This window comes from Rhodococcus sp. O3 (genome assembly GCF_048897285.1).
GTDB lineage: Bacteria > Actinomycetota > Actinomycetes > Mycobacteriales > Mycobacteriaceae > Rhodococcus.
On the sequence record NZ_JBMBTE010000010.1, the window covers coordinates 60,927 to 82,972 of the forward strand.

Sequence of the window (22,046 nt, forward strand, 5' to 3'; positions counted from 1 at the left end):
GTGTCCTCACTTCCGGGCGCGACGGCGGTACCGCACTGCGCACGGCTGCGCGAGTTGCACCACCATCTTGGAATGATCGTTGTGGTACGAGTCGGCCGGCTGTGCCATCTCGAATTCGAAGTCGCGCAGCAGGATCGAGAAGATCGCCTTGAGCTGCATGAGCGCGAACGCGGCGCCCACGCACCGATGGCGGCCGGCGCCGAACGGAATCCATGTCCAGCGGTTGACGATGTCCTCCTGATTCGGGTCGATGTAGCGGCCCGGATCGAAGGTGTCGGGGTTCGGGAAGTCCTCGGGGATCCGGTTGGAGATCGCCGGGGTCGCACCCACGAGGTCGCCGTCGAAGATGCGGTATCCGCCGACCTCGTAGTCACCCCGCGCGACCCGCAGCAGCAGGATCAGCGGCGGGTGCAGCCGCAGGGTTTCCTTGAGCACCGCCTCCAGGACCGGGATCTGGCGCAACGCATGAAAACTCACATCCGCACCGTCGGCGTAGAGGGTGTCGAGTTCGGCGGTGACCTTCGCCAGGTATTCCGGGTTGCGCAGCAGTTCGATCAGCGCCCAGGCCGCGGTGCCGGAGGTGGTGTGGTGCCCGGCGAACATCATCGAGATGAAGATGCCGGTGACCTCGTCCGCGCTGAACCGCTCGGTGCCGTCCTCGTTCTTGATCGAGACGAGCACGTCGAGCAGGTCGCGATCCTCCTTGCCCTGCGGCGGATTCGCGATGCGGCCGTTCATGATCTCCTGAACGAGCGCGACCAGACCCTTGCGGGCTTCGTCGCGGCGCCGGAAACTCTCGATCGGCGCGTACGGGTCGACGAAGGCCAGTGCGTCCGTACCTTTTTCGAGGTCGTGGTAGAGGTGCGCGAATCGGTCGTCGAGTTCGTCGCGGAACTTCTTGCCGATCAGGCAGGCGGACGAGGTGTAGATGGTCAGCTCGGCGAAGAACTCGAGCAGGTCGATCTCGCCCTCGTCACCCCAGCCGGCGATCATGTCCTGGACCTCACGGTCGATGGTGGCGGCGTGACCCTTCATCTGCTCGCCGCGCAGCGCCGTGTTGTGCAGCATTTCCTTGCGCCGCTCCGGGCTGGCGTCGAAGACGACACCCTCGCCGAAGACGGGCTTCATGAACGGATAGGCGGCCTGCTGGTCGAGGTCCTCGTCGGCGGCGCGGAAGAAGAACTCGTTGGCCTCGGCCCCCGAGAGCAGCACGACCTTCTTGTCGGCGAGCTGGAAGACGCCGACGTCCCCGCACTCCTCGCGGACTCGCTTCATCAGCGCGATGGGGTCGGTGCGCAGTTCCTCGAGGTGGCCGTGCTCGTGTTCGCCGCCGGAGACGCGGAGCGGAGCCGTTGCAGTACCGGTCATGACTGGGCCTTCCGTTCGTTCTTCCGCAGGGGAGCTTCGGGCTGGACCTCGACGAGCACGATGTGCGCGCCGCGGGGCACGGAGACCACCGACACCACTGCAGAGGCGATGTCGGAGGCCCGCAGGAGGTAGGGGTGCCGCGCCAGGCCCCAGTGGATCCAGTCCTCGAGCAGCGGCCCGACCACCTCTTCCGGCTGGTCCATGCCGGCCGCCGTCTGGGTCGGGCCGGGACGCACCGTCGAGGCGCGAACACCTGTGCCTTCGAGCTCCATCCGCATCTGGCGCACGAGGGCTTCGAGGCCGGTCTTCGCGCCGATGTACGCGCCGGCGCGGGGCCGGGCGTCGACGGCGCAGTCGGAGCCGATGACCACGAAGTCGCCGCGGGCACGCTCGATCATCCCCGGCACGACCCGGTGCGCGAGACGCTGGGTGCCGCCGAGATGGACGTCGACCTGGAATTCGAAACGGTCCGGGTCCATTTCGTGCACGAGCGCGAAGTCCATGTCGCCGGCGCCGGAGACCACGATCTCGGTGGGCCCGTGCGCGGCCTCCGCGGCGGTGACGAAGGCGTCGACGGATTCGGTGGAGGACACGTCGAGGAAGTGCGCGATCGCTTCTCCGCCCTCGGCACGGATCTTCTCGGCGATGGCCTCGCACTCGTCGACCCGGCGGGCACCGAGCGCGACCGGATGCCCGAGTTCGGCGAGGGCGTAGGCGGTGGCGGTGCCGATTCCGGAGGAGGCACCGCTGACGACGGCGGGGCGGCGCGCCGGGTTGGGTTCGAATCTAGGCATGGCGGCGGGTCACTTTCAGGGGCAGTGCGGCGAAGCCCCGGACGTTGGTGGAGTGGACTCGTTCACAGCGGTCGAAATCGACGTCGTAGTCGGCGACGTGGCGGGCGAACTGTTCGAGCGCGATGTTCGCTTCCAGCCGGGCGAGGTGAGCACCGAGGCAGAAGTGTACTCCCCCACCGAAACTCGCGAGCTTGTTGGTGCTGTCGCGGCCGATGCGGTATTCGTCGGCGTCCTCGAATACCTCGGAGTCGCGGTTCGCGGATCCGATGAGCAGCAGCACCTTGTCGCCCTCGCGGATGGTGCCGCCGCGCACGTCGATGTCCGCGGCGGCGGTGCGCGCGACGATCTGGCTCGAGGTGTCGTAGCGCAGCGTTTCCTCGGTCCATTCGGGTGCGCGTTCCGGGTCGCGCAGCACCCGCGCCGCCTCGTCCTTGTTGACCGCGCCCCAGTAGAGGGCGTTGCCGAGCAGTTTGGTGGTGGTCTCGTTGCCGGCGACGACCATCAGGAACATGAACCCGATGATCTCGTCGTCGGTGAGCCGGTCACCGTCGATCTCCGCGTCGAGCAGCGCCGAGGTGAGGTCCTCGGTGCGGCGGGCACGACGTTCGGTGAGCATGTCGGCGTAGTAGCCGACGAGGTGGAGCGAGGCCTCCATCGCGGCCACGGGGACGTCGAGCACGCCCTCCTCGCGGTGCACGACGAGGTCGGCCAGGCGGCGGATCTCGGCGCGGTCCTGCTGGGGAACGCCCATGAGTTCGGAGATCACGTCCATCGGCAGCTTACCGGCGAACTCGGCGATCCAGTCGAATTCTCCTGTCTCCACGGTAGGTTCGAGATATCCGCGAGTGAGCTCGAGGATGCGCTCCTGCATGTCGGCGACGCGGCGGGGCGTGAAACCCTTGGAGACGAGCTGACGCATCCGCATGTGCCGCGGATCGTCCATCGCCAGGAAGGACATCACCTTGTGGGCGTGCGGCCCGTAGGCGGACGGATCGAGCGAAACACCGTTGGCGCTCGACAGTCTCGTGTTGTCCCGGAATCCGGTGATGACGTCCGCGTGGCGCGACAGGGCCCAGAAGCCGAGTTCGTCGTTGCGGTAGAGCGGCGCCTCCTCACGCAGCCGACGGTAGGTCGGGTACGGGTCTTCGTGGAAGTCGTAGTCGTAGGGGTCGAACAGCAACGGCCCGAACAGTGACGTGTCGAGCGAGGCCTGAGTCATTGCTACTCCAATAGAAGTCTGGCGGAGGTTTCCAACCGATCGGCGAGCTTCGCGTAGGTGCCGTAACCCATTCCGGCGCGGACGAGCGCACCTGCGTAGAGCAGTTCGAGGGCTTCGAGGACATTCGGGTCGCCGTCCGGACCCAGGGCGGCCGACAGCCGGTCCCGGATGTCGAGGCCGATGCGGCCGCGCAGGTGTTCGACGTCGGGGTCGCGGCCGAGCAGTGCGCTGGTCACGGCCCCGGCGAGTTCGGGTTCGTCGTCCATGAGCATGGCGATGTTGCGCAGCACGGCGCACACCCGGTCGGCGGTGCTGCCGACGATGTCGGCGGGTTCGGGAGTGGCGGCGAGCCGGCGCCAGAACACCTCGGCGACGAGGTGCTCCTTGGACGAGAAGTAGGTGTAGGCGGTGGCGGGCGCGACCCCCGCCCTCGAGGCGACGGTGCGTACGGTCAGACCTGCGAATCCCTCCTCCCGGAGCACCTCGACCGCAGCGCGGGTGAGGCGGTCCACGGTGTCTGCCTGCTTCTCGGTGAGGCGCCGGCGTGTGGATTCGAGATTCACATTTCTGGACACGTGTCTGGACATTACTACGGCGACCCCGTGGCGGCAATGCCCGATCAGGGCCGTACGCACGAAATCAGTCCTGCCGCGGGTGGATACGCACCGGCATCGCCTTCACACCGTTGACGAAGTTCGAGCGCAGTCGTCGCGCCGGTCCGGCCGGCTCGACGCGATCGAGGCGCCGGGCGAGCGTCTCGAACATCACCTTCAGTTCGAGCCTGGCCAGATGTGCGCCGAGGCAGAAGTGCACGCCGGTGCCGCCGAACGCAACGTGCGGATTGCGCTCGCGTCCGATGTCGAAGCGGTGCGGTTCCTCGAAGACGTCGCCGTCGCGGTTCGCGGCCGGGTAGTACAGGACGACCTTGTCCCCGCGCTCCACGGACTGCTCCCCGATCGTCGCCGGGCAGGTGGGGGTGCGGCGGAAGCCGATCACCGGGCTCACCCAGCGCAGGATCTCCTCGACCGCACTCGGGACGAGTCCGGGATCGTGCTGCAATCGCCGCCACTGGTCGGGATGGTCCATGAACGCCTGCATGCCGCCGGTGATCGCGTTGCGCGTGGTCTCGTTGCCCGCGATGACGAGCAGCACGAAGAACATGCAGAACTCGATCTCGGTGAGCGTGTCTCCGTGCTCGTCCGGCCGGACCAGCGCGGACACGATGTCGTCCTGCGGCTCGGCCCGGCGCCGGGCGGCGATCTCGTTGGCGTACAGGAAGATCTCGGCGGCGGCGAGTTCGCCGTCCGCCTGGGTGCTGCCGTACTCGGGGTCGTCCCAGCCGATCATCCGGTTGGACCAGTCGTACAGCTTGCCCACGTCCTCGGCGGGCGCGCCGAGCAGCGCCGCGATCACCTCGAGCGGCAGCGGCGCGGAGGCCAGCGGCACGAAGTCCACGATCGCGCCGTCCCGACCGGCCTCGATCAGCTCGTCGACGGTGCGTTCGCAGATGTCACGGATGCGCCCTTCCAGCTGCTTGACGACCCGCGGGGTGAATCCGCGGCTGACGAGCTGGCGGAGCCGGGTGTGCTCGGGCGGATCGAGATTGATGAGCATGGCGGCCTGCTTGAGCCGGGTCTCCTCGTCGAACTCGTCGATCTGCGTGGTACCGAGTGCGGAGGAGAAGGTGGCGCTGTCACGGGAGACCGCCGTGACGTCGGCGTGCCGGGTCAGCGCCCAGTAGCCGGGACCGTCGTCCTCGGGTTGCCAGTGCACCGGACATCGGTGCCGGATGTCGTCGAATGCGTCGTGCGGCATTTTCTTCGCGTAGACGTCCGGGTTCTTGAGATCGGTACGTGACGCCGTCATGGGGGTTACCTCGGGTGTCGTGGAAGCAGGAAACGAATGTCTCTCGTTTACAAACTACTCATATTCGTTTGGAATGGAAGACCCCTAAGATCGCTTTATGGCACGTGACAACGAACGCCCGGTCCGGCGCCGGACGCTCACCCGCGACAAGGTGATCGACGCCGCACTCGCCGTCGTCGACGAACACGGGTGGCAGCAGTTGACGATGAGCACCCTCGCGAACCGGGTGGGCGTCGTCGGCGCGTCGCTGTACAACCACGTCCGCGGTCTCGACGACGTCCGGTCCGAGGTCCAGATCCGGACGATGATCGCCCTCGGCGACCGGTTGCGCGAAGAAGCCATGGGCCGCAGCGGAATCGACGGACTGCGGCACCTCATCGCGACGTACCGGTCGTGGACGGTCACGAATCACCGTCGCTACGAAGCCCTCACCGCCGCCCCGATCGACCGTGCCGCACTCATCGCCTCGGCACTCGACGCGAACAGCGCGCTGCGTGCGATGCTCGTCTCGTGCGGTGTCCCCGAGGAGGATTCGCTCGACACCGCGGTCGCGCTGTTCGCCGCGGTGCACGGATTCGCGATGATCGAGGGAACCGGCTTCCTCGGCGACGAGATGGATCTCGACCGCATCTTCGACAAGGTGGTGGACAGCGCGCTGGCGTCGATCACCGCGTCACCGTCCCGCGACTGACCCCGGCCATCCTCCGACGAATCCCGCGATCTCCTCGATCGTCCACGGCGGCTCGGCCCTGTGGTCGCGCCACGCCAGCAGGCTCGGCTGCGGCCGCGGGAAGCGCCCGACGAAACATCCCGAGCCGGTGAGGATCTCGCCGGTGACCCCGGCCGACCGTTCGTCGACGAGATAGGCGTAGAGCCGGGCGACGTACTCGGGCGGCGCCGGGTCGAGCGAGCCCTGATAACTCACGTCGTCGAGCAGGCCCCGGCTGTGGAGTTGCTCGATCTGCCGTTCGTACTCGTCACCCGTCGACAGCCGCGTCCGTGCACCCGGGCACACCGCATTGGCGCGGACCCCGTGTTCGCGCAGCTCCGCGGCGATCGCCAGGGTGAGGCTGTTGACCGCGCCCTTGCCCGCCGGATAGCCGGTACCGCCGTAGTCGCCGAGGAAGGCGAACGAACTCGTGTTGACGATCGCGCCGCCGCCGCGTGCCACGAGGTGCGGCAGGTTCGGAACGTGCCTGTCAAGTGGGCGTCGAGCAGTTCGTGCCACTGTTCGTCGGTCACCGACAGGATCGACGAGCCGACGGGCTCGGCGATGCCGGCACAGTTGATGAGGGCGTCGACGTCGCCGAATTCGTCGAGCGCGGCGGCGAGCAATGCCTCGGCCACGCCCGGCGCCGCGGCCGATCCGGCGATCCCGACAGCGCGCCCACCTGCGGATTCGATCTCCGCGACCGTGTCGCGCACCGCGTCCTCGGCGCGCCCGTTGACCACCACGGCCGTACCGGCACCGGCCAGCTCGAGCGCCACCGCCCGGCCGATACCCCGGCTAGCTCCGGTCACGATCGCCGCTCGATCCGACATCTCGCCCTCCCCTCCGGCGCGATATTGCACCGCGCATCCGACCGAACTATAGTCCAGACAAGTGTCCAGATTATGAGGACCGTCACACGCTCCACGTCGACCGACGTCTGCCACCGAACCGCCAGAACGGGAGCACCACCATGGCCCTGCGCCCCAGGAACAGCCCGACCGACAGCTCTCCCCTGTTGATCGACGGCAAACTCGTCCCCGGCTCCGGGGGCACCTTCGAGACCGTCGATCCCGCGACCGAGGAAACGCTCGGCTACGCCGCCGACGGCACCGCCGCCGACATGGACGCGGCCATCGCCGCCGCCCGGCAGGCCTTCGACACCACCGACTGGTCCCGCGACCACGCCTTCCGCGCACGCTGCCTGCGCCAGTTGCGCGACGCATTGCGCGGACACATCGAGGAACTGCGCGAGATCACCATCGCCGAGGTCGGCGCGCCCCGATTCCTCACCTCCGCCGCACATCTCGAGGGTCCCGTGGACGACCTGCTGTGGTTCGCCGATCTCGCCGAGAAGTACGAATGGAAGCAGGATCTCGGCAACGCGAGCCCCATGGGCATCCCGACGCACCGCTACCTGCTCAAGGAAGCCGTCGGTGTCGTCGGGGCGATCACGCCGTGGAACTTCCCGCACCAGATCAACTTCGCCAAGATCGGCCCCGCGCTCGCTGCCGGCAACACCGTCGTCCTCAAGCCCGCACCCGACACCCCGTGGTGCGCAGCGTTGGTCGGCAAGGTCATCGCCGAGGAGACCGACATCCCGCCGGGCGTGGTGAACATCGTGACGTCGAGCGACCATTCGGTCGGCGCCCAACTCGCCGCCGACCCGCGCGTCGACCTCGTCTCCTTCACCGGCTCGACCGCGACCGGCAAGGCAGTCATGCGCGCGGCCGCCGAGACGCTCAAGAAGGTCTTCCTCGAACTCGGGGGCAAGTCCGCATTCGTGGTCCTCGACGACGCCGACCTGAACGGCGCCTGCGCGATCGCCGCGTTCACCGTGTGCACGCACGCCGGGCAGGGGTGTGCGATCACCACCCGCCTCGTCGTCCCCCGCGAACGCTACGACGAGGCCGTCGAACTCACCGCGAAAGCGCTGCGCGGCATCCGCCCGGGCAATCCGAACGAACCGGGAACCGTCTGCGGTCCACTGATTTCCGCTCGCCAGCGTGACCGCGTCGAGGGCTACCTGAAGCTCGCGGTCGAGGAGGGCGGCACGATCGTCGTCGGCGGTGGCCGCCCCACCGAACGTGACAAGGGCTTCTTCGTCGAACCGACCCTGATCGCGGGCCTGGACAACGGCGCCCGCGTCGCCCAGGAGGAGATCTTCGGTCCCGTCCTGGTGATCCTGCCGCACGACGGCGACGACGACGCCGTGCGCATCGCCAACGACTCGCCCTACGGCCTGTCCGGCTCGGTGTGGGGCACCGACCAGGACCGTGTCGCCCGTGTCGTCGCCGGGATCCGCACCGGCACCCTCGGTGTCAACGGCGGCATCTGGTACGCCGCCGACGCGCCCTTCGGCGGCTACAAGCAATCCGGAATCGGCCGCGAAATGGGTGTGGCCGGCTTCGAGGAATACCTGGAGACCAAGCTCGTCGCGGAACCCGCGGCGTCCTAGAAAGGTTCACGACATGGGACGTTTCACCGATCGAACCGCCATCGTCACGGGTGGTGCGCAGGGAATCGGCGAGGCCTACGCCCGGGCGCTCGCCGCCGAGGGCGCGAACGTGGTGGTCGCCGACCTCAACGCCGAGGCCGGTGAACAGGTTGCCAAACAGATCGTCGCGGACGGCGGCAGCGCCGTCTTCCTGCCCGTCGACGTCGCCGACCCGGACTCGGCCACCGAACTCGCCGCCCGGACCGTCGAGACGTTCGGCGGGATCGACCATCTGGTCAACAACGCCGCGATCTACGGCGGCATGAAACTGGACCTGCTGCTCACGGTGCCGTGGGACTACTACAAGAAGTTCATGAGCGTGAACCTGGACGGCGCACTCAATGTCACGCGCGCCGTGTGGCCGCACATGAGGAAGAAGGGCGGCTCGATCGTCAACCAGTCGTCGACCGCCGCGTGGCTCTACTCGGGGTTCTACGGCCTGGCCAAGGTCGGCGTCAACGGTCTGACCCAGCAGCTCGCGGTCGAACTCGGCGGCAACAACATTCGCATCAACGCGATCGCCCCCGGGCCGATCGACACCGAGGCCACCCGCACCGTCACGCCCGGCAACATGGTGGCGGACATGGTCGGCAGGCTGCCGCTCAAGCGGATGGGCACGCCCGAGGACCTGGTCGGTATGTGCCTGTTCCTGCTGTCCGACGAGGCCGGCTGGGTGACGGGGCAGATCTTCAATGTCGACGGCGGGCAGGTGATCCGGTCGTGACCGCGCCTTCCGACGTGTCCGTCGGCTACATCGGCCTGGGCAACATGGGGGCGCCGATGGCCAAGCGGCTCCTCGACTGGCCCGGTGGACTGACGGTGCTCGACATGCGTCCCGAAGCGGTCGAACCGTTCACCGCCGCCGGCGCGACCGCCGCCGGAAGTGCTGCGGAGCTGGCCGCCACGTGCGACGTCATCTCCGTGACGGTGCTCGACGACGCGCAGGTGCGCGAGGTCGTCGCCGGACCCGACGGTCTGCTGTCGACCGCGCGGCCCGGCACCGTCGTCGCCGTGCACTCGACGATCTCCGACACCACCGCCGTCGACCTCGCCGCCGTCTGCACCGAACGGGGCGTCCAATTGGTCGATGCCCCGGTCTCCGGTGGTGCAGTCGGTGCCGCGAAGGGCACGCTGGCCGTGATGGTCGGCGCGGACGATGAGGCGTTCGAGAAGGTCCGCGAACCGTTCGGCACGTGGGCCGGTCTCGTCGTCCACGCCGGTCCGGTCGGAGCGGGAACGCGAATGAAGCTGGCACGCAACCTGTTGCACTTCATCTCGTTCAACGCGGCCGCGGAAGCCCAGCGACTGGCCGAGGCCGCCGGGCTCGATATCACCGCGCTCGGCAAGGTGGTACGGCACACCGACACCATCACCGGCGGCGCCGGAGCGATCATGTTGCGCGACACCACAGCTGCGCTGGCGCCGGACGATCCGTGGTTCCCGATCCTCGCGCACGCGCGGTCGCTGGGCGAGAAGGACCTGACGCTGGCGCTGGAACTGGGTGAGCGGCTGGGCGTCGAACTGCCGCTCGGCACCCGGGCCCTCGCCGATCTCGGCACCGGGCTCGGTGTCGGTCCCGGCGAACTGGCACAACAACGTTCGATGAAGGAGAACGCGTGACCGACGAACGACGGCAGCGGGGCCTCGACATGATGTCGAAGGTCTACGGCTGGGAGATGCAGGACGGGCCGGGCGATCACTTCGCCTACACCGCCGACCACCTGTTCGGGGAGATCTGGACCCGCCCCGGATTGAGCATCCGGGATCGCCGGCTGCTGCTCCTGGGTGCGCTGACCGCGCAGGGCCTGACCGACATCGCCGAGATCCAGATCGGCGCAGCGCTGCAGAACGAGGAGCTCGACGAAGAGCAGCTGCGGGAGATCGCCTTGTTTCTGTGCCACTACGTCGGCTGGCCGCTCGGCACCAAGCTGGACACGGCCGTCGGCAAGGTGTTGCATCAGCGAAGGGCTGCCACCCGCTCGTGATTGCTACGCCCACCGTTCCGGCACACCGGAAACGGTGGGCGTTTCACCCCCCGGGACGGTGACGACGCCGCTAGGCTCCCCGACATGACGGGCATTCCGGTGAATGTGGACAACTTCGTTCGTGCGGAAACGGATCGGATGTTCTCCGACCTCCAGCGGGACTGCGGCGGAGTCAACGTGCTGCGCCACAATCGCGAAGCGGCGTCGGTCGAACACCAGACGGTGATCCGGCTGAACCGCGACACGCTCTACAGCTTCGCGGTCGTCGACGTCTCGGCCGGTGCGGTCGTCACCGTTCCCGATTGTGGCCGCCGGTACGCCTCGGTGATGATCGTCGACCAGGACCACTACGTGAACCGGATCCTGCACGATCCCGGCGACTACCGCCTCGATCCCGGCGACTTCCCCACGGCGTATGTCACCGTCGCGGTCCGGATCCTGGCCGATCCGGCCGACGCGGACGATGTGCGTGCGGCGACCGAACTCCAGGACCGGTTCCGCATCGACGCGCCCTCGGCGATCCCGTTCACGTCTCCCGACTACGACACGGCCGGCCTCGACGCGACCCGGAAGGCGCTGCTCGACCTGGCGCGCGGCCTGACCACGTTCGACCGGACGTTCGGTTCCGAGGACCGGGTCGATCCCGTCCGCCACCTGATCGGCACCGCCGCAGGCTGGGGTGGACTACCGACCGAGGAAGCGACCTACATCGGCGTCGATCCGGGACTGCCGGTCGGCGAGTACGAGCTGACGGTGCGCGATGTTCCCGTCGACGGATTCTGGTCCCTCTCGGTGTACAACGCCGAGGGATACTTCGAACCGAACGACCGCGGCGCCTACAGCGTCAACAACATCACCGGCGTCCCGAACGACGACGGTTCGGTCACCGTCCGGTTCGGCAACGCCAATCGTGCTCCCAACAGCATTCCGATCACCGACGGCTGGAACTACCTCGTGCGGCTCTACCGGCCGCGGCCGGAAATCCTCGACGGGAGTTGGACGTTCCCGTCCATCACCGCCTCGTAGATCCGGCTCGTGCTACGGACGCGGGGGCGCGAAACGGGCGGTGCCGGCGTCCACGTCGACGCCCAGCCACGCCGGATCACCGTCGGAGGCGTCGTCCCGGTCCATGAGCGAAGTCTGCCGCTGCGCGATCCGCGGGACGGTGGTTCCGCGCCGTCGCCGCCGTCGGTAGTGTGAGCCACCGAACAGCAATCCAGCGAACGGAGACTGTGCCGATGACCCGCACCACCCTGCCACGCGAGATGGTCGAAATTGCCGAGGCAACACCGGGTTTCATGCCGGAGGACGAGGGCACGGCGCTGCACGACGCGGCGGTGCGCTATCTCGGCGACGGGGTGGGTGTCGAGATCGGCACCTACTGCGGGCGCTCGACGGTGTACCTCGGTGCGGCCGCGAAGGCGACCGGCGGAACGATCGTCACCGTCGACCACCACCACGGGTCGGAAGAACACCAACCCGGTTGGGAGTACCACGACGAGACGCTCGTCGACCCCCATACCGGCCTGCTCGACACGGCCGGACGTCTCCGGCACACACTCGCCGACGCCGACCTCGAAACGCACGTCGTCGCGGTGATCGGCGCCTCCGCACAGGTCGCCGGGTTCTGGCGCACCCCGGCGTCGTTCGTTTTCATCGACGGCGGTCACAGCAGCGCGGCCGCGCAGGCGGACTACGAGGGCTGGGCCCGGTGGGTGCGCGTCGGCGGCGCCCTGATCATCCACGACGTGTTCCCCGACCCCGCCGACGGCGGCCGTCCCCCGTACGAGATCTACTGCCGCGCACTCGACAGCGGCGAGTTCACCGAGGTGTCGGTGACGGGGTCGCTGCGGGTTCTCGAACGCACCGGCGGCACGGTGGGGGTCCTGCCCGGCGCGTAGTCCGTGACCGTTCACCGACGAGAAAGGCAGGGGCGCGGGGCATACACCGCGCGGCTGTCGTTTCCGTCGGCCTATGTCGGACGGGTCGGTGTCAGACGCGGACGCCGCAGCCTTCGCTGCAGCGGTCGGCACCCACCAATTCCGCAGGTGCCGCCGCGTCACGGAACAGTCCGCTGCCACCGGTGGTGCGAGAGAGCGCGTCGGCGGCGAGGATCACCGCAGCGCTCGTCCACGAACTCTTCTCCACCGGCCAGCGTTTGCCGTCAGTGAAGACCAGTCCGGTCCAGTACGATCCGTCGGGGTCGCGCAGGTGCTGCATCGCCGCGAACAGTTCCTTTGCGCGCGTGTTGCTTCCGAGCGCGTCGAGGGCCAGCACCAGCTCGCACGTCTCGGCGCCCGTCACCCACGGTTTGTGATCGACGCACCGGATGCCCAGCCCGTCCACCACGAAGTCGTTCCAGCGTTCCCGGATGCGTTCGTGTGCAACGGTTCCGCGCACAGCGCCCCCGAGGACCGGGTAGTACCAGTCCATCGAGTATTCCGGCTTGGGGGCGAACACCTCCGGGTGCCGCCGCAGCGCGTGCCCGAGGCGGTACAGCGCGAACTCCCACTCCGGCTGCGGATCACCCACGACCTCCGAAAGACGCAACGCACACCGGAAACCGTGATGGATGCTCGAACACCCGGTGAGGAGGGCTTCCGCCGCGATACCGGATTCGCCTCGGGCCCAGAAGATCTCACCGCCGGGCGCCTGCATGGACAGCACATGTTCGAGTGCGTCCTTCACCGTCGGCCACATGTGCTCGACGAAGCGCATATCGCCGGTGACGAGATGGTGATGCCACACCCCGACGGCGATGTACGCCGCGAAATTGCTGTCGGAGTCGGCGTTTTCGATCGTGTCGCCGCGGAACTGCATCGGCCACGACCCGTCCGCGCGCTGGGTACGCCGCGACCACTCGAACGCGGCCTCGGCCTCCTCGCGCAGTCCGGTCACGGTCAGCGCCATCGCGGATTCGATGTGGTCCCACGGATCGGTGTGCCCGCCCGGGAACCACGGGATCGCTCCCGAGGGCTCCTGCATGTCGGCGATGGCGTGCCCGGTGCGGAGGCACTCCTGTGCGGAGAGCACGCCCGGCACCGACGGAGCCGCTGGTGCGCCCCTGTCAGCGCGCCGCAACGGGGACTACCGGCTTCTCGACGTAGAAGACCACGCTCTTTCCCATGATCGGGTCGAGGACCGACTCGAGGGTGCGGGTGAGCCACGGCTTGTGCATCAGATCCCACACGAGCAGCTTGTGATACGCCTTCGTCAGCACGTGATCGTCGTTGTCGACGCCGACCGCGCACTTGAGCCACCAGTACGGCGCGTGCAGGGCATGTGCATGGTCCCGACCGCGAATCTTCAGGCCCGCCGCGGTGAGCTTGGCGGCGAGTTCGTCGGCCTTGTAGATGCGGATGTGCCCGCCCTCGACCTCGTGATAGGCATCGGATAGTGCCCAGCAGATCTTCTCGGGGAACCAGCGCGGCACCGTGATCGCCGCGACCCCGCCCGGCTTGAGCACGCGGGTGAACTCCTCGATCGCGCGCACGTCCTGCGGCACGTGCTCGAGCACCTCGGAGATGAGCACCACGTCGAACGTCTCGTCGTCGTACGGCAATTCCAGCGCATCACCCACTTCGGCGCGCGCGTGTGCCCCGGCGGGAACCTCGCCCTCGAGTTCCATCGCCGCGAACATCTCGGCGACCGCTTTCATGTCGTCCGCGCTCCGGTCGAACGCGACGACGTCCGCCCCGCGCCGGTACAGCTCGAAGGAGTGCCGGCCGGCGCCCGCGCCGATATCGATGGCGCGATGGCCGGGCGCAACTCCGAGACGGTCGAAATCGACGGTCAGCATCAGTGGTTCGCCTTTCGTGTCTGCGCTGCAATCGCGTCGTCGTAGACGCGTGCGGTCTGGGCGGCCACCGCCGACCAGCTGTACCGGTCGAGGACCCGTTGCCGGGCAGCCGCACCGAGCCGGTCCCGTTCGGCCGGGTCGTCGAACAGCGCCGCGAGCGCCGCCGCGAGTTGCTCGCCGTCACCGGGGGGAACGAGCACACCGGCATCACCGACGACCTCGGGGATCGCGCCGGCACGGCTCGCGACGAGCGGTGTCCCGCACGCCATGGCTTCCACCGCGGGTAGCGAGAAGCCTTCGTAGAGCGACGGGACCGCGGCGATCTCGGCGGAACCGAGGAGCGCAGCCAGCTCGGCGTCGTCGATGCCCGACACGGTGCGCACGATGTCCCCGATGCCGAGTTCGTCGATGAGCCGGGCGGTGACGCCGCCTTCGGCGAGCTTCGAGACGAGCACCAGCTCGACGGTGCGCTCGGTCCGCAGCTTGGCGACGGCGCCGAGCAGCGTCGACACGCCCTTGAGCGGCGCGTCGGCGCTCGCCACGCACACGATGCGTCCCGGCACCCGGGTGCCGGCCGGAGGGGCGAACAGTTCGGTGTCGACGCCGAGCGGGATCGTGTGCAGGCTTTCCGGGTCGACGTCGAACGCCGCGCGGATGTCGTCGGCCGAGGACTCGGACACGGTGAGCAGTGTCCCGATCCGGCGGGCCACCCGTGCCTGCATGCGCAGGAAGCCGTACCAGCGGCGCAGGGTCAGTTTGCGGCGCCACGTGGTGGCCTGCGCGAGATCGAGTTCGCGGTCGCGGGTGATGGGATGGTGGATCGTCGCGACGAGGGGAAGTCCGGCGTCGGCGATGCGGAGCAGGCCGTACCCGAGGCACTGGTTGTCGTGCACGACGTCGAATTCGCCGGCCCGTGCGCGGAGGAGTTTCGCCGCCCGCAGGCTGAACGTGAGCGGCTCGGGGAAGCCCGCGGTCCACATGGTCGCGACCTCCAGGACGTCAACGAGGTCACGGAACTCCCGGGGTTTCGGGGTGCGGAAGGGGTCGTCGTCGCGGTAGAGGTCGAGGCTGGGGACCTTCGTGAGGGTGACGCCGGGGTCGAGGTCCGGGTACGGCTGGCCGGAGAACACTTCGACGTCGTGTCCGAGGGCGGCCAGTTCACGGCTCAGGTGCCGGACGTAGACACCCTGCCCGCCGCAGTGCGGCTTACTCCGGTACGACAGGAGAGCAATTCGCACGGTCACCTCGTTCCTCGTCGCCGGCGGCGTCCGACCAAGATCGCACCACTCTAGAACATGTTCTTGTTCGAGGTCACGACCCTGGGACCGCCCGGATACTTTCGGAAGATCAGTAACGGTATACGACGAAGGCCCGGTATCTCATCGATACCGGGCCTTCGCCTGAAGCGACCCTGACGGGACTCGAACCCGCGACCTCCGCCGTGACAGGGCGGCGCGCTAACCAACTGCGCCACAGGGCCATGAAAGAACCCTGACGGATTCTCACAGCAGGACCCACCGCGAACGGTGGGTCCGAAGTATTGAATTGTGTTGGTGGCCAGGGCCGGGATCGAACCGGCGACCTTCCGCTTTTCAGGCGGACGCTCGTACCAACTGAGCTACCTGGCCGGGACGGCACCCGAACCGAATGCCAATCGCATTTTCTCTGCGACCCTGACGGGACTCGAACCCGCGACCTCCGCCGTGACAGGGCGGCGCGCTAACCAACTGCGCCACAGGGCCAGATCATTCTTCATTTGTACTGCGCTCTTCGGTCTGCACCGAAGAGTACCCCCTACGGGATTCGAACCCGCGCTACCGCCTTGAAAGGGCGGCGTCCTAGGCCGCTAGACGAAGGGGGCCCAGACCGGATTGCTCCGACCCGCACCCTCAACGGCGTTCGTGTTCCGTTGGGAGCTTGGATAGCTTAGGACACCGCTTTCCCGATTCACAAATCGGCAGGTCACAGGCTCTATTGCGGGGGTTGCGCAGCGTCCGGCCAACCCTCCCGGTGCCACCGGTCGAGCCATTCCTGCGACGCCATCGCCTCGAGCGGAACCTCCAGGCACATCTCGAACCGTCCGCGCACGTCGACATCGGACGCCGTCAGGTCGGTCATGTACCGCTGCCCCGCCAGCGCCGCACCGATCACCTCGATGAAGCGCCGGATGTCGGCACCCGGCCGGAAAAGCCCTTCGCGCTGCGCCTCCTCCGCGAGGCGATACCCGGCCGTCCCCCACACGGAGCCGCCCCGCAACCGTGCCTCGGATTCGAACTCCGGCTCGATCACGAGCTTGAACTCGGCGCGGATGATGACGTCCCGTTGCAGGGCGTCCGCGAGTTCGGTGACCATGCCGTGCAGGCGCTCGAACGGATCGAGCCCGGGGGCCTGCACCCACCGGTCGACGAGCGCCCGGTATCGCACGAGCCCTTCCTCGAGCACGGCACGGGCGAGCGCTTCCTTCGAGTCGAAGTGGAAGTACATGGCGCCCTTGGTGGCGTTCGAATGCTCGAGAATCGTGTTGATCGACGCCGCCGCGTAGCCGCGCTTGGAGAACTCCGCCGCAGCGGATTCCACGATCGCTGCCCGCGTGCGCCTCGCGCGTTCCTGTTGAGGTGGTGCCATGGGGTGAAGCCTCCGAACCTGACCGCCCCCCTCAATAGTCTGCCCCCGCGGACAACTGTAGACGTCCTCCGGATATTGCCGCCGCACCCGCACGTAGCAGCGCAAACGGTCCCGCACGGCTGTGCTGCGAGAACACACCCAGTGGTACGATTTTTCACGGCTCGGGTGCGGCGCAGGGGGTGAGCATCCGAGCCACCGACACAGTTTCGGTTACCGGATACCCCCGCGCGGCACTATGTGGTTACACTGTGCGCCCACGCCCCTATAGCTCAGTTGGTAGAGCTACGGACTTTTAATCCGCAGGTCGTAGGTTCGAGCCCTACTGGGGGCACCGAGACGTGGCGGGCTGATCCGATCAGTCCGCCGCGTCGGACTTTCTCCTCTGCTCCAGCTCCCGTGCTTCCCGCTCGGCTGCCGCTTCCTTCTCCGCACGCTGCAGTTCCAGTTCGCCACGTGCGCGTCGCAGTTCCTCGTCGCGCTTGCGGTGACGCATGCTCACGACGGCGGCGATCACGAACACCAGGGTCCCGAGGATCGCACCGATCAGAGACGCACCCCGGAAGCCGGGACCGTCCACATCGAGGATGCGCTGACCCGCGTGGGCCGCGTTGCCGCCTCCGAGGACGATGCTGAGAGTCATCAGATTCGGCACGGCAACCAGGAGCGCGACGATCGCGAGCACGATCTGCAGGCCACGGTGATACCGCCAGTCGCGCACGCGCCACACCCACGACAACAACGCCAGCGGCACGAACGTGCACAGGAAGCCGAACATCAGGCCCCACAACGTTCCCCTCACCATTCCACCGTCGGCGAGGCCCGCGATCCGCTGGGCCCACCAGCGGGGCACGAACGCCGCGAGGACGAAGTAGAGGACGACCAGGGCCACCAGCGCCAGCAACACCCACGCGGTCCTCTTCACCCACTTCGGCGCGCCGGTCCGGGCGACCCCGGATTCGAGCGTCTCGTCCGACATGTCGCACCTTCCCTCTGCCCGTTTCGTGCGTATTCCACCCTACGGATCACGGCGCGGCCCCGCCTTTCATCCGGGAATCGGCGCCGAATTTGGATACCGTGTGGTCGCTCACGGAAACGATCCGACGATCGATGGGAGTGGCATGCGGAGTTTCGTCGACCTTGGTCTGTTCCTGTCCGCAATCGCAGTGGGGATCGGGACGTTCCTTCCCGTCGTCGGAGGCGTGCGGGCAACCGAGATTCCACTCGCCTCGCTGCGGGACGGATTCGAGGGCGGCGAACTGAGCGCGCTCGCCGGCCCCGATCTGCCGTTGCACCTGTCCCTCGCACTGCCGTTGGCCGCAGCCGCGATCCTGCTGCTGGTCGCGGCACTGTTCGACTCGGTCGCGGCCGCCTGGGCAGGCGCGATCCTCGGCACCGCGGTCGTCGTCGTGCTGGCGGTGCGGGTGCAGCAGTCGTTCGGCGAGTACATCCGGGACAACCACAGCACCGTACTCACGAACCAGAACGGATTCGTCCTTCTCCTGAGCGGAACGGTGGTCGCGCTGCTCTGCGGCCTGCTCTCCGTGCGCAGGCCCACAGCGCAGTCCGGCGTGTGACCGAGAACGGACAATCGGCACACGAACGACGCGCGCCGAATTTGCACGGCTGACGCGGAACGACTGGTTAGGCTTCGCCACAACGGGCAAATCGCATCCTGGAGCGCCCCTTACCCAGACAGGTTCTCATGGCAACTCTCGACGACCTTCTCTCCCAGATTCCTGTCGCTCAGATCGCGGAGCGGCTCGGCGTGGACCAGCAGACTGCGGAGACGGCCGTGCGCGCCGCGCTGCCGACCCTCGTCGGTGGTCTCGACGCCAACGCGAAGGATCCGGCCGGTGCCGCCTCGCTGCTCTCGGCCCTGGACAACCACTCCAGCGACCTCGTCGACGGCGGCGTGAACGTGGCCGACGTGGACACCGAGGACGGCAGCAAGATCGTCGCCAACGTGTTCGGCGACAACAAGGACCAGGTCATCAGCACCCTCGGCGGCGTCAACGGCACCGGTGGCAACGAACTGGTCGCCAAGCTCCTGCCGATCCTCGCGCCGATCGTGCTGTCGTTCATCGCCAAGCAGCTCACCGGCGGCGGACAGGGCGCGACCACGGCGACGGCATCGGCTCCGAGCCAGGGCGGCCTCGGCGATCTGCTGGGCGGCCTGCTCGGCAGCGCAGCGGGCGGATCCGGCGGCGCAGGCGCACTCGGCGACGTTCTCGGCAGCGTGCTGGGCGGCAACGCCGGCGGCGGGCTCGGCGGCCTGCTGGGCGGTCTGCTCGGCGGCGGCAAGCGCTGACCACAGCACATCCACTCGGGGCGGCGGCATCGCGATGTCGCCGCCCCGAGCCGTGTCACGGCTCGACTTTCGTGCGTTCCGTGCATCACCGTGCGTCGCGATCGGGATCGCCCACAGGAGCCTGTACCGTGTCCAACCGGACATGATGTGATCTGCAGCACTCATCGGAAACGACGAGTCGCGCGCCACCGATCGTGCCTACAGTTTGTCCGAACGCAACTTACGGTGCCGTAGGCTGGAGTGCGTCAATCAACCACGGAGGGAAATTCGGAATGACGCGAGTCATGACTCAGCTGGAGCTACTGCGCGAGCTGGAGCCCGTAGCAGAGGCAAACGTCAACCGACACCTCTCCATGGCGCGGGATTGGCATCCGCACGACTACGTGCCGTGGGACGAGGGCCGCAACTTTGCGGCCATGGGCGGCGAGGACTGGGATCCCGAACAGTCGCGGCTCGGCGAAGTCGCCAAGGCGGCGATGATCACGAACCTCCTGACCGAGGACAACCTGCCGTCCTACCACCGCGAGATCGCCGAGAACTTCTCGCGCGACGGCGCGTGGGGTACGTGGGTCGGCCGCTGGACCGCCGAGGAGAACCGGCACGGCATCGTCATGCGCGACTACCTGGTCGTGACCCGCGGTGTCGATCCGGTCGCGCTCGAGAACGCCCGCATGGAACACATGACCAACGGCTTCTACTCGCCCGGTGACACCGGAATGCTGCACTCGGTCGCGTACGTGACGTTCCAGGAGCTCGCCACCCGGGTCTCGCACCGCAACACCGGCAAGGCGTGCGACGAGCCGATCGCCGACAAGATGCTCCAGCGCATCGCGGCGGACGAGAACCTGCACATGATCTTCTACCGCAACATCTGCGAGGCCGCCCTCGACGTCGCGCCCGTCCAGACCCTGCAGGCGATCACCCAGGTCCTGAAGAACTTCCAGATGCCCGGTGCGGGAATGCCGAACTTCCGCCGCAACGGCGTCCTCATGGCCAAGCACGGCATCTACGACCTGCGCCAGCACCTGGACGAGGTCGTCCAGCCGGTGCTGCGCAAGTGGAACATCTTCGAGCGCGACTTCGGGGCCGACGGCGCCGAGACCCTCGACGAACTGGGCACCTTCCTCGAAGAACTGGAACGTCAGGCCGTGAAGTTCGAGGAGATGCGCGACCGCTCGCTGGCCCGTGAGGCCGCGCGCCGCGAACGCGCCGAAGCCGCGGTCTGACCGCGGCGATTCCGTGCCGGTGGCGTCCACCGGATATCCTGTGCCCGGTACCGAACGATTTCGGTGCCGGGCACAGTTGCTCAGTTCGGGCGGAATCTCGCCCCTGCTTCCGACATCGTTTCTTTCCGAGGTTTGCATGTCCCGCCTTCGCATCGGCTCGCTCGAACTCGACAGTCCGGTCGTGCTGGCCCCGATGGCCGGGGTCACCAACGTCGCGTTCCGCACCCTGTGCCGTGAACTCGAGCTCGAACGCGCCGGCAGCACGTCGGGCCTGTACGTGTGCGAGATGGTGACCGCCCGCGCGCTCGTCGAACGCCATCCCGTGACGATGCACATGACGACCTTCGGTCCCACCGAAACGCCGCGGTCGCTACAGCTCTACACGGTCGACCCGGACATCACGTATGCCGCGGCGAAGATGATCGTCGACGAGAATCTCGCCGACCACATCGACATGAACTTCGGATGCCCCGTCCCGAAGGTGACCCGCAAGGGCGGCGGTTCCGCGCTGCCCTACAAGCGCCGCCTGTTCGGCCAGATCGTCGCGGCCGCTGTCCGGGCGACCGAGGGCACCGACATCCCCTTGACCGTCAAGTTCCGCATCGGGATCGACGACGAACATCACACCCACCTCGACGCCGGGCGCATCGCCGCGGCCGAGGGCGCCGCGGCGGTGGCCCTGCACGCCCGTACCGCGGCACAGCGGTACTCCGGCACCGCCGACTGGAACGAGATCGCGCGCCTCAAGGAACACGTCACCGACGTGCCGGTGCTCGGCAACGGCGACATCTTCGACGCCACCGACGCCGCGAAGATGATGGAGCAGACCGGATGCGACGGCGTGGTCGTCGGCCGCGGCTGCCTCGGCCGCCCGTGGTTGTTCGCGGAACTGTCCGCCGCGCTGAACGGCCGGGAGATCCCCACTCCCCCGACGCTCGGGGAGGTCGCGCAGATCATGCGGCGTCATGCCCGGCTGCTCGCCGATCACCACGGTGAGGACAAGGGCATGCGGGAGATCCGCAAGCACATCGCCTGGTACATGCGCGGGTTCCCCGCCGGATCCGATCTGCGCAACGGGCTCGCGCGTGTCTCGAGCCTCGCCGAACTCGACGATCTGCTCGGCCGCCTCGATCCCGACGTTCCGTTCCCGAAGGACGCCGAGGGGCCCCGCGGCCGCCAGGGCTCGCCCAGTGCGGTGGCCCTGCCCGACGGCTGGCTCGACGACCCGGAGGACACCCTCGTGCCCGCCGGCGCCGACATGATGCATTCGGGCGGCTGATCGCGCAGTCACATTCGGGCGGCTGATCGCGCCGGGAACCGGGGGAAACAGCGAACATCCCGCCGGACACCTCGATGCAATACTCGACGGTCAGTATCATGACGGGGTCGCCGGCACGGCGGATGCAACGAGAAGCGGAACATCCGCGGAGAGGCGAGGGATCGGTGGGTGAGGAGCACGACTCGGGCCTGCCCGACTCTCGCGCTCCCTGGGAACGTCCGATCGCGCACCCCGGCCGTGTGGAGCGGCACGATCCCGACCAGCCGCACCGACGGCACAGTGCTCCCGAGACGCCGTCGCGCCGGACCGAAGGCCGCAACCGCAGGGCCGCGCAGCCCGGCGATTCCGAGCAGCTCACCGTCGCCGACCTG

General features: G+C 68.0%; 22 protein-coding genes, 5 tRNA genes and 2 pseudogenes. 13 read left to right on the forward strand and 16 right to left on the reverse strand.

Features of this window, described 5'->3' with window-relative positions:
• Positions 1–6: 6 nt before the first annotated feature.
• The 5 genes from ACN675_RS05480 to ACN675_RS05500 all read right to left on the reverse strand — a co-directional run bounded on the left by ACN675_RS05480 (position 7) and on the right by ACN675_RS05500 (position 5,247).
• Positions 7–1,368, reverse strand: a complete 1,362-nt coding sequence (locus ACN675_RS05480) for a cytochrome P450 (protein ID WP_420749900.1) — start codon at positions 1,366–1,368, stop codon at positions 7–9.
• A complete protein-coding gene (locus tag ACN675_RS05485) occupies positions 1,365–2,162 on the reverse strand; it encodes an SDR family oxidoreductase (RefSeq protein WP_420749901.1) in 798 nt (265 codons plus the stop codon). The genes ACN675_RS05480 and ACN675_RS05485 overlap by 4 nt, the downstream gene beginning before the upstream one ends.
• Positions 2,155–3,381 carry a cytochrome P450 gene (locus tag ACN675_RS05490; RefSeq protein ID WP_420749902.1) on the reverse strand — a complete coding sequence of 409 codons (1,227 nt, stop codon included), beginning with the start codon at positions 3,379–3,381 and terminating at the stop codon, positions 2,155–2,157. The genes ACN675_RS05485 and ACN675_RS05490 overlap by 8 nt, the downstream gene beginning before the upstream one ends.
• 2 nt (positions 3,382–3,383) lie before the next feature.
• Positions 3,384–3,944 (reverse strand): TetR/AcrR family transcriptional regulator, encoded by a 561-nt coding sequence (locus ACN675_RS05495; protein ID WP_420749923.1) that lies wholly within the window; start codon positions 3,942–3,944, stop codon positions 3,384–3,386.
• A gap of 76 nt (positions 3,945–4,020) precedes the next feature.
• On the reverse strand, positions 4,021–5,247 hold the full coding sequence (locus ACN675_RS05500) for a cytochrome P450 (RefSeq protein WP_420749903.1): 1,227 nt from the start codon (positions 5,245–5,247) through the stop codon (positions 4,021–4,023).
• A gap of 97 nt (positions 5,248–5,344) precedes the next feature.
• Here ACN675_RS05500 and ACN675_RS05505 point away from each other — a divergent pair, with 97 nt between their 5' ends.
• Entirely contained in the window at positions 5,345–5,938 is a 594-nt protein-coding gene (locus tag ACN675_RS05505; RefSeq protein WP_420749904.1) for a TetR/AcrR family transcriptional regulator, read from the forward strand.
• On the opposite strand, the pseudogene ACN675_RS05510 reads toward ACN675_RS05505, so the two are convergent.
• Positions 5,921–6,789: pseudogene (locus tag ACN675_RS05510) on the reverse strand (SDR family NAD(P)-dependent oxidoreductase). The gene ACN675_RS05505 and the pseudogene ACN675_RS05510 sit on opposite strands and share 18 nt — an antisense overlap.
• 140 nt (positions 6,790–6,929) lie before the next feature.
• Here ACN675_RS05510 and ACN675_RS05515 point away from each other — a divergent pair.
• The 5 genes from ACN675_RS05515 (at position 6,930) to ACN675_RS05535 (ending at position 11,464) form a co-directional block, all read left to right on the forward strand.
• On the forward strand, positions 6,930–8,414 hold the full coding sequence (locus ACN675_RS05515; RefSeq protein ID WP_420749905.1) for an aldehyde dehydrogenase: 1,485 nt from the start codon (positions 6,930–6,932) through the stop codon (positions 8,412–8,414).
• A gap of 13 nt (positions 8,415–8,427) precedes the next feature.
• Positions 8,428–9,177 (forward strand): SDR family oxidoreductase, encoded by a 750-nt coding sequence (locus ACN675_RS05520; RefSeq protein ID WP_420749906.1) that lies wholly within the window; start codon positions 8,428–8,430, stop codon positions 9,175–9,177.
• Positions 9,174–10,073 carry an NAD(P)-dependent oxidoreductase gene (locus ACN675_RS05525; RefSeq protein ID WP_420749907.1) on the forward strand — a complete coding sequence of 300 codons (900 nt, stop codon included), beginning with the start codon at positions 9,174–9,176 and terminating at the stop codon, positions 10,071–10,073. Before ACN675_RS05520 ends, ACN675_RS05525 begins: the two co-directional genes overlap by 4 nt.
• Positions 10,070–10,438, forward strand: a complete 369-nt coding sequence (locus ACN675_RS05530) for a carboxymuconolactone decarboxylase family protein (RefSeq protein ID WP_420749908.1) — start codon at positions 10,070–10,072, stop codon at positions 10,436–10,438. Before ACN675_RS05525 ends, ACN675_RS05530 begins: the two co-directional genes overlap by 4 nt.
• A gap of 84 nt (positions 10,439–10,522) precedes the next feature.
• Complete coding sequence (locus ACN675_RS05535; protein WP_420749909.1) at positions 10,523–11,464, forward strand: DUF1254 domain-containing protein; 942 nt, start codon at positions 10,523–10,525, stop codon at positions 11,462–11,464.
• A 12-nt stretch (positions 11,465–11,476) separates the two neighbouring features.
• Here the strand turns inward: ACN675_RS05535 and ACN675_RS05540 are convergent, their stop codons facing one another.
• A complete protein-coding gene (locus ACN675_RS05540) occupies positions 11,477–11,728 on the reverse strand; it encodes a DUF6191 domain-containing protein (protein WP_420749910.1) in 252 nt (83 codons plus the stop codon).
• Here ACN675_RS05540 and ACN675_RS05545 point away from each other — a divergent pair.
• A complete protein-coding gene (locus tag ACN675_RS05545; protein ID WP_420749911.1) occupies positions 11,677–12,339 on the forward strand; it encodes a class I SAM-dependent methyltransferase in 663 nt (220 codons plus the stop codon). The two genes, ACN675_RS05540 and ACN675_RS05545, sit on opposite strands and share 52 nt — an antisense overlap.
• A 91-nt stretch (positions 12,340–12,430) precedes the next feature.
• On the opposite strand, the gene ACN675_RS05550 is transcribed toward ACN675_RS05545, so the two are convergent.
• The 8 genes from ACN675_RS05550 to ACN675_RS05585 all read right to left on the reverse strand — a co-directional run bounded on the left by ACN675_RS05550 (position 12,431) and on the right by ACN675_RS05585 (position 16,862).
• Complete coding sequence (locus ACN675_RS05550) at positions 12,431–13,480, reverse strand: prenyltransferase (RefSeq protein ID WP_420749912.1); 1,050 nt, start codon at positions 13,478–13,480, stop codon at positions 12,431–12,433.
• Between the two features lie 25 nt (positions 13,481–13,505).
• A complete protein-coding gene (locus ACN675_RS05555) occupies positions 13,506–14,237 on the reverse strand; it encodes a class I SAM-dependent methyltransferase (protein ID WP_420749913.1) in 732 nt (243 codons plus the stop codon).
• Complete coding sequence (locus ACN675_RS05560) at positions 14,237–15,475, reverse strand: glycosyltransferase family 4 protein (protein WP_420749924.1); 1,239 nt, start codon at positions 15,473–15,475, stop codon at positions 14,237–14,239. The genes ACN675_RS05555 and ACN675_RS05560 overlap by 1 nt, the downstream gene beginning before the upstream one ends.
• Before the next feature lie 168 nt (positions 15,476–15,643).
• Positions 15,644–15,717, reverse strand: a tRNA-Asp gene (locus ACN675_RS05565).
• A gap of 71 nt (positions 15,718–15,788) precedes the next feature.
• Positions 15,789–15,865: transfer RNA gene (locus tag ACN675_RS05570), tRNA-Phe, on the reverse strand.
• 40 nt (positions 15,866–15,905) lie between these two features.
• Positions 15,906–15,979, reverse strand: a tRNA-Asp gene (locus ACN675_RS05575).
• Positions 15,980–16,025: 46 nt separating this feature from the next.
• Positions 16,026–16,098 (reverse strand) — tRNA-Glu (locus ACN675_RS05580).
• Positions 16,099–16,208: 110 nt separating this feature from the next.
• Positions 16,209–16,862 carry a TetR family transcriptional regulator gene (locus ACN675_RS05585; RefSeq protein WP_420749914.1) on the reverse strand — a complete coding sequence of 218 codons (654 nt, stop codon included), beginning with the start codon at positions 16,860–16,862 and terminating at the stop codon, positions 16,209–16,211.
• Positions 16,863–17,120: 258 nt separating this feature from the next.
• Between ACN675_RS05585 and ACN675_RS05590 the strand changes: the two genes are divergently transcribed.
• Positions 17,121–17,193, forward strand: a tRNA-Lys gene (locus ACN675_RS05590).
• Between the two features lie 24 nt (positions 17,194–17,217).
• On the opposite strand, the gene ACN675_RS05595 is transcribed toward ACN675_RS05590, so the two are convergent.
• Entirely contained in the window at positions 17,218–17,838 is a 621-nt protein-coding gene (locus tag ACN675_RS05595) for a hypothetical protein (protein ID WP_420749915.1), read from the reverse strand.
• A 142-nt stretch (positions 17,839–17,980) separates the two neighbouring features.
• Between ACN675_RS05595 and ACN675_RS05600 the strand changes: the two genes are divergently transcribed.
• The 5 genes and pseudogenes from ACN675_RS05600 to ACN675_RS05620 form a co-directional block, all read left to right on the forward strand.
• Positions 17,981–18,436 (forward strand): hypothetical protein, encoded by a 456-nt coding sequence (locus ACN675_RS05600; protein WP_420749916.1) that lies wholly within the window; start codon positions 17,981–17,983, stop codon positions 18,434–18,436.
• Positions 18,437–18,564: 128 nt separating this feature from the next.
• The gene (locus tag ACN675_RS05605) at positions 18,565–19,170 is read left to right on the forward strand and encodes a DUF937 domain-containing protein (protein ID WP_420749917.1); all 606 of its coding nucleotides are present in this window, start codon (positions 18,565–18,567) and stop codon (positions 19,168–19,170) included.
• A 272-nt stretch (positions 19,171–19,442) separates the two neighbouring features.
• Entirely contained in the window at positions 19,443–20,396 is a 954-nt protein-coding gene (locus tag ACN675_RS05610; RefSeq protein ID WP_420749918.1) for an acyl-ACP desaturase, read from the forward strand.
• Positions 20,397–20,532: 136 nt separating this feature from the next.
• A complete protein-coding gene (gene dusB, locus ACN675_RS05615) occupies positions 20,533–21,675 on the forward strand; it encodes a tRNA dihydrouridine synthase DusB (protein ID WP_420749919.1) in 1,143 nt (380 codons plus the stop codon).
• Between the two features lie 164 nt (positions 21,676–21,839).
• Positions 21,840–22,046: pseudogene (locus tag ACN675_RS05620) on the forward strand (hypothetical protein); the annotation flags it as partial.